Origin of the sequence: Cocleimonas sp. KMM 6892 (assembly GCF_035798195.1) — a bacterium.
GTDB lineage: Bacteria > Pseudomonadota > Gammaproteobacteria > Thiotrichales > Thiotrichaceae > Cocleimonas > Cocleimonas flava.
On record NZ_JAPFBV010000013.1, the window covers coordinates 1 to 12,677 of the forward strand.

Genomic DNA, 12,677 nt, shown 5'->3' on the forward strand with positions numbered 1-12,677 from the left:
TGGGGTGGTCGGTGCGACATCACATTTAGCATCAGCTAAAGTAATTCCAGAAACGGAAACATTACCTGTATTTGTTAGAGTGAAACTATAAGAAACAACATCATCTTTATCCGTTGGTGTTGAACTAGAAGTTTTATCCAACGTCCATGTAGGAGCTGCCGCAACTGTGATGCTTTTTGTAGCCAGTGCATCAGCCAATGTTCCACCTGCTGGTGTACCTGAAGCTGTTGCAGAATTATCTACCGAACCACTATCAATTTCTGCTTGTGTCACTGTGTGGTCACAGCTATAGATCCAAATTTCGTCTGACTCTAAGATAGAGTTAGTATTTAAATCACCACTATCTGGGGTGGTCGGTGCGACATCACATTTAGCATCAGCTAAAGTAATTCCAGAAACGGAAACATTACCTGTATTTGTTAAAGTAAAACTATATGTGACAACATCATCTTTATTTGTTGGTGTAGAACTAGAGGCTTTATCTAAAGTCCACGATGGCGTAGGAGTAATAGAAATACTGTAACTTGCAAGTACATCAGCTAGTGTTCCACCTGTTGGTGTTCCTGATGCTGTTGCCGTGTTATCTACGGTACCTGCATCAACTTCCGCTTGAGTTACAGTATGATCACAACTATAAATCCAAATTTCATCAACATTTAATGTTCCTGTAGGTGCGTTATCGCCACTATCTAGAGTTAAAGTAGATGCATCACACTTTGCATCACTTAAAACAACAGCATCAATAGTTACATTACCTGTATTTTCTAGACTAAAGTCATAGCTAACAATTTGACCCGCTTCTGTTGGAGTAGATGCTGAAGTCTTTGCCAATGTCCAAATAGGTGTTTGCTCTCCAGTAATCGTTAAGTCAACCGTCGGAGTTGAAACATTAGAACCCAAATAATCTGTTTCTGCATGAGCTTCGTTAGTCACAAAACCGGCATCCAAATCAGCTTGAGTAACATTGTAAACAACACTACAAGTAATTTTTTCTCCTGTTCTAAAATCAGGGTCTCCTGGAAGCACTGAACTCCAACATTGAAAAGGAGTCCCTCCATTAATTTTATTATCTGAGATATTGATGTTATTTACGAAAGTAGCCGTTCCCGTATTTTCTACTTCATAGGTATATGTAAGCGGCTCATTTAATGTTGTAAAAGTTATATTAGTAGATGTTTTAATTAACGTTATAGCAGGTGTCGCGCCATCGGGTACCGTTTCAGATGCTGTAGGAGACGTAGTTGTTCCGTCAGAAGCCGTAGCAATGTTAGTGGTACTGCCAACTGTAACGTCATTAACAGTAACCGTGTAAGTTCCTATACAACTATGAGTATCGCCAGGTGCAAAAGGAACAGGCCATATTCCACAATCAATACTATCTGCAGGAACAGCTAAAGGATTGCTGTTTGGAATTAGGTTATCACTTATGGTAATCGGAGCTGTTATCGACACATTACCTGTATTGGTTACAACATAATCATAAGTTACCTTTTCTCCCGTTGCATAAATTGTGAGAGGTTGAGCCACTTTTGTTAATCCAAGACTTGGATTTGCTGTAATCGGAATGCTGTTGCTTGCCGCAGCTGGAGCGAGGGTACCACCGGCAGGTGTTCCACTTGCTGAAGCATTGTTGTCAACTGATCCTGCATCTACTTCTGCTTGCGTTACGGTATGATCACAACTGTAAACCCAGATTTCATCAATTTCTAAAGTACTTGTTGGTGCATTATCACCACTATCGAGTGATAGGCTTCCGCTGTCACACTTGGCGTCACTCAATACGACACTGTTAATCGTAACATTACCAGTATTTGTTAAACTAAAACTGTATGAAACAACATCATCTTTTTTTGTTGGTGTAGAGCTAGATGATTTAGTTAAAGACCAAGAAGGAGTTTGAGTAACTAATGTTTGTAAATCATCAACTGCTGGCGTTAGCGTACCACCTGAAGGAGTACCTGAAACACTAACACTATTATCCACAGTTCCTGCGTCTACTTCTGCTTGTGTAACGGGAATCGATGTACAACTATAAACATGAGTTTCAGTGACATCTAATATTGTATCGCTATTGGTATCGCCACTAACTAAAGATGCTACAGAAGCACATTTCGCATCGTTAATAACGACACTAGCAATAGACACATTACCTGTATTTTCAACTGTAAATGTATAAACTAATGTATCTCCTACATTCGCAGGAGTGCTTGATGTTGCTTTAAGAACAGTCAAACTTGGAGAAGGACCAATCATAGAAACTACAGCATTAGCGGTAGGATCAACTAAAGTCCCACGTTTAGGTGTGCCAGTTGCAGTAGCAATATTAGTTATATCTGCACCAGCATCCACATCATCTTGAGTAATTGTGTAATTAGCAGTGAAAGTAGCAGAGTCTCCCGGGGCAAGAGAATCTATAGATCCATCGATCGAAGCATCAACTGATAAACCATTTGAATTAACAATAATGGAATCACCAAGAATCGCTGAAAGTGTGCCTGTTCCATTATGTACATCCGAAACAGTAACATCTTCAACAGTAAGAACGCCGGTATTGCTTACCGTGTATGTATAGGTAATTATATCGCCTAAAACAGCATCAGTCGTTTTAGAAGCAACTTTAGTCAAAGTAAGAACTGGATCAACTATTGGTCCGGGAATAGATAAAGTACCTGATACACTACCTATTGTTCCTTCGGTTGGAACAGCAGTAACTTCAGCCGTATTAATAAAAACAACATCATCATCAAGATTCGCTTGAGTGACAATATGTTGACCAGTACAGGTCATTTCTGTTGCAACAGGAGGAGTCCCTGTAGGTCTTGCTAATGTCGTAACCCCAGCACAATCAACAGCACCGGTAATAAATGAATCTGTAACAACTATATTGGTTAATTGAACAGAACCTATATTTTTTACTGTAAAGGTATAATTAATTATATCCCCAACAGCAGCATAAGATGGAACATCCGCTGTTTTTTCAATCGAAATACCTGGTGCAACTTCTGGTGTACCTGTTGCATCATTACCATCAGTAAAATACCAGTAATTGTCACCTCTAGTAGCACTTCCATCTAAATCTTGAACCTCAGGTGTTGTACTACCTGTTGTTAATATATTATCCAGAAGACCTGAAACAGGTGCCAAGTCAAACCAGGCTGTACTTGTCTCAGTTGAACCCTGATTTCTAAAGCAATTCTCAAAACCATTTGAAACAGTTCCTGCCATATTAGTTCGTTCAGTATAAGGACCTGTAAAACTCGAAACTGTAAAACCATTCAGTAAAAAGAAAACATCATCTTCGTCGAAGTTACCCGGACATGCATCACCATCTCGTGCCGTTAAACGAACATAACCTTCCGTAATAGAACCACCAAAATAATCAGTACATGAAACAGTTCCGCAATTCAGTGCCTGTGTTGGTCCAAGTTGAAATGGACTACCACGATAAGCAGCGGGTGTACCGGTTTGTTCAAAACCCTGGAACTGCGTCGAAGGATTAACAAACTGATAATAGATATTGCCGTTAGCACCAACAAGTACAACCATGGTTCCACCTACTGGTGGATAAGTATTAGGTATTGGCCCATTACCATTAGGCACTGTTTCAGTAAATGTTGTGGCATAAGCAATATTTGGCACTATATTTAGTGCGACAAAAAACATCAACAAACTGGATATCAGAAAACCTGCAGATTTCCTGTTAAATTTATTTGTAATTTCATCTGATTTTTTCTTTTTCTTCGTATTTCGGCTACGAATAAAGTCGAAAAATTTCATTTTTTACCTGCTTATTTTAATTTTTTTAGCAAACTAAATTTGTAAGTGATTATTGTTAATATCAGCTATTTTCATCTCATGTAAATACTATCTCATTGATATAATTGTATTTATTTAGATAATGATTTTAATATTTCAATAAAGAATCTAGTGATTTAGCTACTTATTTCCCCCATTACACCGTTCATACTAACAAGCGTTATCTGAATTCAACATGAATGACATGCAAACTATTACTTATTAACTTATTAATATAATTTGTTTTTTGAGATTTAAGAATAGAATATTGGTTTGTAGTTTAAGCAGTTAAATAGGTTTAATCCGGTAGCATTTAACCGATATACGGTATAGATTTTCAATCTATACCTGTCTAAACATTGGATCAATAATCAAAGCCACCCCCCTACTTTGAGGCCTTTTTTTCGTACTGTTAAAAAAGTGCCTGTAAGGTGGGGGGTGCCTTTAGCATTATTTAATTGGTATGTTTTGATTTGGTTATTGGTTATTGGTTGTTGGTTGTTGGTTAATTGATTGTTTTGATCTGGGTTTATTTCGGGCACAAAAAAAGCCCATCTCTGGGCCTTTTCGTTTTTACTTTTGTTTCTTCGCTTGCTTGAAGATAATTGCTTTTAGTATTTACCCACTAAGTTGATGAACCACCCTTCAGCATCACCGTCGGTATTGCTTAAATCATCATTGAAGTTTGTAAAGTTATAACCTAATCCTATCTTCATGTTTTCTCCTATATGACGATCAACGGCAATCATGGCACCGTGCTGGGTGTCTTGTGATTCGTCTGAGTTTAACCAGTGGTATTGTGCCATCGCATCCCAGTTCTTGGTCATGTGATAACGCACTCGTACTGCCGCAAGTGTGGCATCGTTGCGTGACCAGTTTCCTGCGTCTCTGTCACTTCTGATTTCGCCTTCTTTATGTGCAAGTTTGCCACCGAGTTCCCAGCGTTGGTTGAGCTGATAGCTTGATTCCAAACTGGCGATTAATGATTTCTCATCAGGCTCGATACTCTGAGACACGGGCTGTAAGTCGTAAAGATACGTGATACGACCCAGTACATTTAAACGGTCATGGTTGATCGGTCTGTAGGCAAAGCCTACCGCTGCTTCGGTAAAGGTCGCATCGTTTGTATCGCCCACCTGATCTTTGGTGTCTGAGTAGTTGAACTTACCCTGTAATCTTAATGATGGGTTGACGCGGTAATTTATTTTGTTGGTGGTTACCCATTGTACGGTGTCTTCGGTAAAGCCTTTGTCGCGACGGTATTCGAGTCGGGTACTGGCATCGGTGGCGTTTTCTTTGTAGGTTAAGCCAACTGAGAAGGCATCACGATCGGTCAGGCCACTGTCTACCTTATCCAGACGTGAGCTTTGTACCGAGGCACTGGCGATCAGTTCTTTATTTACCTGGTAATCCACGCCGAAGGTATGTCCGATTCCGGATTGTGCCGATTCGTGTGTAAACTGATGTTCGGTGTACACTTTGAGTTGGTCGCTGACTGTTTTACGTTGGCCCATGGTGAAGGCATTTTTATTGTCTTCGGTGCCGTCAGTCGAGAGTGTAAAGTTACTGTATAGGCTGTAACTGTCACTCATGCGGTAGTCTGCGCCGAGGGTTAGTGCATCTCCGCGATCACCACTACTAACTTCTGCATTAAGATCGAATTTACTGTTGATGGCGGCTTTGATACCGAGTGTTAACAGGTCATTGCTTTCATAATTGCCACTTTTACTGAGTGTGCCTTGTGCAATACCGTAAAGATTGATTTCATTATTGACATCGTAGCCAACTTTAAACGCTGCCAGCGTACCTTCGCCATCAACGCTTGAGCCGGTACCTTCGTCATCCGTTAAGTCTTCTTCTTTGACGTGACGGATTTCACCACTTAAGGTGACTTTGTCACTGACTTTAACATCGGCTTGCACGCTGGCGCTGCTTTCTTTGCGCAAGCCTTCTTCTTCAACTTGTGTGGCACGCGCAGAAACATCTACTTTGTCGTTGAGTTTGCTGATGACTTCGACACCGGTATCGGTGGTTTTATAGCCGGTATCCAGACTGGCGGTTGAGAAGCCGGCATCGCGTTGTTTGAACCACGCGCCAATCGAACCGCTTAAGGTACTAAAGTCTTCCAGGTCTGCTCTAGCTTCGACGCTAATCGCGCTGCCGTTTATGTCGGATGCTTCGCTGTTGGCATTAAACGGGTTGAAGTTTAAACCACCGTCATCTGAGGCAAAGCTGCCTTGTGTCTGGTTTGATTCACTTTCTGCGTATTCAACTTTAAGGTAAGTGCCTTTGTTTTTCTTGAGGGTGATGTCGATCCCTTTCAGGTCATAATCATCATCGGTACGATTTTCATGGGCATAGGTACCACCGACGGCGAAATGGTCGTTCAACCAGATTTTACCGCGTGAACCGTAGCTGGCTTTATTGCTGTCAAAGTCGTCGGGGACGTATTCATAATCCACCATTAGGTAGACATCGTCACCATCCAGCGGTGTGTCTTTAATCAGTGATGGGTAGGATTGCTGGGCAATCTGTAACAGTGGACGATTCAGGATAATACGTCCCTGGAAGTCGTCTATCTGGTAGTCACGCCCTTCTTCGAGCACTACGGTTGAGACGGCACGATCACCGCTACTTTGGCGCACTTCGATCCAGACTTTCTCTGATCCATCGACGATGTCTGAGTCTTTTAAGTAGTACAGACTGCCACCAGTTCCGAGGAATTCATTGTGTCTAAAAGCACTTTGCGCTTCTGAGGCGAACACCGTCACGTCGGTTTTATGGTCACCGTCTTTGGTGGTCTGGGTGCTTTTGTGATTCAGCTTGGCACCGTAAAGGGTGCGGTTGAATGAGCTGAGTTCGGTACCGGTAATGTCGGTATTGTAGTTACCCCAGATGGCACGAGACTTATCCCAGTCTACACGCACATACATTTTGCCCTGACTGTTGGTGTCATCAATGATGGTTGAGTCATCACCATAGACAGGATAGTACTTGTCCGGATCAAGGCGACGGAACAAGCTGTCGGGGTCTTTCTTGTGGATGTCATCAAAGATGTTCTCAATGTCATCGGTACCAGTATCCATTTGTGCGGTTACCAGGTATTTACCTTTGATTTTACCTTTCAGGTAAAACGCTAAACGACCATCAACGAAGATGTCACCATCGAGGTATTTATCCCCGTCACTGAGTGTTTCCAGATTACCACTGACTTTACCTTTACCTGCGGTAATATCGGCAAGACCGACCATGAACATGTACTTGCTTTTAAGATCAACATTCAGTGGTTTGTGATAAGTATCCTGATTACTATCAGTGATTGCGATATCAAAATCATGCTGCCCTTCGGGTAGTAGTTTTTCGACTACGAACTTGTTTTCAACCAGCGAGATGCTTTCATCATTGATCTTGATCGTATGGTCTGTCGGGATATCACGGCCAAAGATTCTAACGCGTGAGCCATGTACCGGTATGGTTTGTAGGTCGAGGTTATTTTCAAGATTACTGGATACACTACTGCTCACGGTGTCGGTGATATTCCGTTGCGGTCCCACTAGGCTGATCTGACGTAAATGCGTTCTATCCAGATGTCCGTCTTTGTCTTTCACGGTCAGGATATAGCTGAGCTTGTCGCCTTCTTTGAGTTTTTTACCTTTTTTGCTAACACCGTTCCATTTAACCGTGCGGCCAGTGTCTAAAGAGCGCCCCATAAAGGTTGCTAGAGGATTTTTTTGTTGTTCATCTTCGGCGTAATAGACCTCAAGTTCCCAGCTATCGATAAAATGCGCATAGTTGGTTGTGATCTCAAAATTCATCGGAGATACAAACTCGCCTTTTTCCATTTCTATCGAGTTTGGTGCAGTAACATTAAGAACAGGGGTTAAGGTAGAGGGATCTTTACTGACCCAGATAACACCACCGTCTTTTAATCGTATGCTACGTTTATTGGCATCACTTACTTTTACTTGAACTTGATCATAAACATCTTCTTTAACTGTTTTTGATCCAGCTGGCACTTGTTTTGTAATACTTAAATCGGCTCGGCGATTATCCTGTCTTGTTTCTTCACTCATATTATCAGAGCGATTCAAACCTTCACCATGCGTTACAACTTTTAAAGTAAACGCTGGCATATCTTTATATTCAGGTTCTGCTGCGTGTGTAACAACACTAACACTGCACATAACTAAACCACTAAATGTTGCACTCAACAATGGAGACTTCAATCTTGAAGTCATCGTAGCTTGTTGAGTCGAAACTAATGTTGTTTTAGAGTTCATTTTTTAACCTTTATTTCTTTTTATTTTTGCGGTTTACGTTCTTAATATTTTGTTGTTTCTATTATTTTTAATAGACTAATTTGTCGTTCTATAATCTATTGATCGCTTGTCATTATGTGGTACTTCTTGATAAGCACTCTTATCTACCACAACCTTAACCTGACGCATTAATGTAGAACCTAATCTTTTCTGTAGTTCTTGTCTTACCGTATCGGCTCTTCTATTAGCTAAAGCGATATTATATTGGGCGGTATGACGTGAATCAGTATACGCATTGATTGTAATATGCCCTTTTCCATGTCGTTTGATGCGCGAGACTAATAAGTCCATATTTCCACGTTGATCAGCACGTATATTGTGCTTATCTTTATCGAAGAATATTGAACCTAAGCCAACTTCAACCGTCTTGTACACAGGAACTTGCTTTGTAATAGTACGTTTGCGTGATTGAGTCTGGTATTTAGCCGGGCTCTTAATAGTTCTTACTGGCGCATCTTGTACCGGTAATTTAATACCAAAATTAATCTTATTAAGTGCTGTACTGCTAAGTCGTAATACACGAGGGTTCTCTGTTGTAAATTTAGCTCCCTCGGGTAACGTTGCAGTATCCACTTTTAGAATAAAGTTCTTACCCGAACCACGACGACCGCCATCAACATCAGGAATATGATATCGACCGTAACCATCTGTTTCGATTAACAATCCTTCTACAGTTGCCAAACGGACACCAGGTATTCCTTCTTCCTGAATGCCGTAGTTGGTGATAGTGATTTCAAGCACATCCTGGACTGTTCCAGGTACTCGCATCGATTTAACTTTAGTAGCAGTTGGAATGCCTTTAATTCTACGTGTGCTAATTCTAAGGTCTTGCGCTGTTAAGCCCTTCGCTTTTTGACCGATATGAGATTCAGTTGCCTGACCACGATTATCTACAGTAATAACCGTTCCTTGTTGAGTCGTAACCTTAAAATCGTTCTTCTTTGAATAAGGCATAAGAATCACTTTACGGTATTTATCTGGATCATCCAGCACACTCACTCGACCATTGAGACCGCCAAGGTGCAGACTATTCCAACCGAAATAATCACTTTTAACGGTGATACCTGTAGCATTAGCAGGATCTTGATAACCATCACCGTCGCGATCATGGAATACTTTACCAATTAAGGTAGATTGATCAAATACGCTGTCTACAACAACAGCCACCGTTGCTATCGCTACATTACTCGCAATATCATCGTCAGAGCCTGACGCAAATACCTGTACCGAGTTCACAGCATTACCTTGGCTAACCGACGTTCCGACTTTAAGAATATAACCAATCTTTATTTTCTCATTACCTTTTACGATTAATGAATTGAAACTGATAGGGTCAGTGCCAGTCGCTTTAATAGTCGTAACGATGTCATCATCAGTACCAAAGTTATTATCTTCTCCTGCTCTAGTGAGTTTTGCTGCACTAGATGCAAATTTAAAGCCTTTAGGTAAGTCATCTCTAACATCCACTTCAATTTCATCTTCAGTCATGTTTTCAGCAGTTATCGTGTAATACAACTGATCACCAACACTCACTTGATTCTTGTTAGCAGATTTACTAATAAGGATAGTGTCATCAGCAATTTCTGTTTGTCGCGCAATCTCAGAATCTAATGGAATATGGTTGAATATCACATTGCTATCACCAGAATTCAGTGAGAAATCCATGAAATAAGTTGTATCTTGATTACCCTGTGGAGCATCTGGTTGTCCCTGAACTTCACAACTACCACTATTAGCAATTGCATCACGTGTACAGTTTGTTTCATTTGAATCACTGTCATACACACCGGTCTGAGGTGGAATAATCGTGCTATTGGTGTAGTAACCAGCAGGAGCTGAAACTATTTTAATAGTATATGTTTCTCCATTCTGACAACTTGAATGTGCATTAGGGTAGACATCAAAAGCATAGAGACCATCTTCTGCAGTTACCTGATTTTGCTGGCCTTCACCTACACAGGCAGCATCTACAGGAACACCTTGAGAATTAACTAACTGTAACGTTACTCCCGCTATCAATTCACGTGTTGTACTGTCATAAATAACTCCGCTTGGGTCTACCGGTAATGGTAAATTTACTGTTTGACCAGCAACTAGCGGGCCTCCTGTTGTCTGTGTTGCTATTAGAGTACCCTTAGTATTAAAGAACTCAACAGTATATTCAGCCGGTACTAGACCTGTTACAGAGTAGTTACCTTGAGAATCTGTCACTGTTGTTGCAACAATATTACCGTCTTTGTCTTTGATCTTCAGAGTCCATCCTGCTTTTCGATCTTCATTAGAATCAATGACATTATCCTTGTCACGATCTAACCATACCGTACCTGTAATGGCAGCTGGCTCTTCATAATCAACAGTCACCGTCGCTACATTAGACTCTAAACCTGTAGTGTCTTTTACTGTGTAATCAACTGGCGTTGGATCACCCATAAAACCAGCCTCTGGTGTAAATGTAATGTCACCAGTTGTTATATTTACAGACCAGGTACCCTCACCTTCAACAATTAGACTTGTTACTGGATTACCAGACGGGTCTCGAAGTTTCACAGTGGTAGGATCTAAATTATTATCTGGGTCACTGTCATTAGAAACAGTATTCACAGTTACAGCTTGTCCTAGCGGTTGATTTTGTTTTGAATCATCAACAGCAACAGGTGGTTTTGGTTGTGGAGGAGCAAAACCATCAATATCATTAGCCACACTTCCAGCTATAACATTTACAACTGTAGGGTCTGAACCTTGTGACCTTGTTAATGACGAATTAATATCTGAATCTGAAATATCAATCGTAGTACTGCCAGCTATAACAGATTGACTGTATAGACCATTGCTATTAGTAATAACCGTAGTAATTGCACCACTACTATCCGTAATAGTAACTCTTACATTTGTTATGCCTGTTTCACCGTTATCTTGCTGACCATTATTGTTAGCATCAAGATACACAACTCCTTGTACAGTACCAAATAATGGCGTCACAATAGGCGTATTAAAGCCATCTCTATCTGTAGCCGTACCATTTGCAGGAACTGTAACCGTTGTCGTATCAGTACCTTCAGTTTGAACACTTCCAGATGGCAAAGATGAATCTACAACATCAATGGTGGTTGCACCGGCAGGAACGGTAGCGCCATAAGTGCCATCAGAATCTGTAGTTACAGTTTGAGTATTACCTTCTGAATCAGTAACGATTACTTGGACACCTGCAATTCCTGGCTCATTCGCATCTTGCATGCCGTTACTATTTGTATCTGCATAGACGATACCGATGATTTCACCAGAATTATCTGCTGGTTGATACCCATCAATATCCGAAGCGACATCATTAACAGGCACAATCACTACAGTTGGGTCTGTACCCTCAGTCTGAGTACTTCCACCAGGAAGAGTATTTTCTTGAATGTTTATTGTAGTACTACCAGAAACAACTGATGTTGAATAATTACCACTCGTATCTGTTGTAAGTGTTTGAGTATTACCTTCAGAATCAGTAATTAAAACATTAACACCTGAAATTCCAAACTCGCCTGAATCTTGTGTGCCGTTACCATTTGTATCTTCATAGACAATGCCGTTAACAGTTCCAGTTTGAGTAGTACCATATGTTACTGTTAATGTAGCTTCATTCGAAGTATTACCATCATTATCGTTCACCGTATAAGAGATCGGAGTCGGATTGCCTGTAAGAGAAGCATTCGGTGTGAATGTCACATTACCTGAGGCATCAGCCGTGTAAGTTCCATCGGCATTCGTCAACGTAGATTGGATACCCGGTGTTGCTGGATCAAGGTCCACCGTTGCAGGATCAATGATTCCATCTGAATCAGAATCATTGTTTCCTACCAATGGTAAAGTCGTTGGATTCGCTGGAGATGGTACTCCTGGGTTTGCTTGAACATCATCATTAGCAGTAGGTTCATTACCATAAGTTACAGTCAAAGTTGCCTGATTTGATGTATTACCCTCATTATCTTGTATCGTATACAAAATTGGGGTTGGATTACCTGTTAACGAGGCATTTGGAGTAAACGTTACATTACCTAATAAATCAGCTTCCCATGTCCCATCAAGAATAGTAATAGTATTTTGAATACCATCCACAGCAGTATTAAGGTCCACAGTCGCTGGATCGATGTTGCCATCAGGATCAGAGTCGTTTGCACCAATCGTAGCCAATGTCGTTGGATTAGTCGGTGATGGCACACCTGGATTGGCCTGACTATCATCAACCGCTACAGGAGCAGTGCCGTAAGTTACCGTCAGTGTGGCTGTATTTGAGGTATTACCATCGTTGTCATTGATCGTATATGGAATCGCTGTTGGATTACCTGTCAATGAGGCATTCGGTGTGAAGGTTACATTGCCTGCAGCATCAGCCGTGTAAGTTCCATCGGCATTCGTCAACGTAGACTGGATACCCGGTGTAGCTGGATCAAGGTCCACAGTCGCTGGATCGATATTGCCATCAGGATCAGAGTCGTTTGCACCAATCGTAGCCAATGTCGTTGGATTAGTCGGTGATGGCACACCTGGATTGGCCTGACTATCATCAACCGCTACAGG

Annotated in this window: 3 protein-coding genes; all 3 read right to left on the reverse strand. The window is 41.2% G+C overall.

The window, feature by feature from the left end:
• Window positions 1-3,777 (reverse strand): beta strand repeat-containing protein (locus OO007_RS20140; protein WP_325810175.1); only part of this gene is annotated, 3,777 nt, incomplete at its 3' end.
• A gap of 629 nt (window positions 3,778-4,406) precedes the next feature.
• Window positions 4,407-8,075 carry a hypothetical protein gene (locus OO007_RS20145; RefSeq protein WP_325810176.1) on the reverse strand — a complete coding sequence of 1,223 codons (3,669 nt, stop codon included), beginning with the start codon at window positions 8,073-8,075 and terminating at the stop codon, window positions 4,407-4,409.
• 75 nt (window positions 8,076-8,150) lie between these two features.
• Window positions 8,151-12,677: SdrD B-like domain-containing protein (locus OO007_RS20150; RefSeq protein WP_325810177.1), on the reverse strand; the 4,527-nt coding region annotated here is incomplete at its 5' end.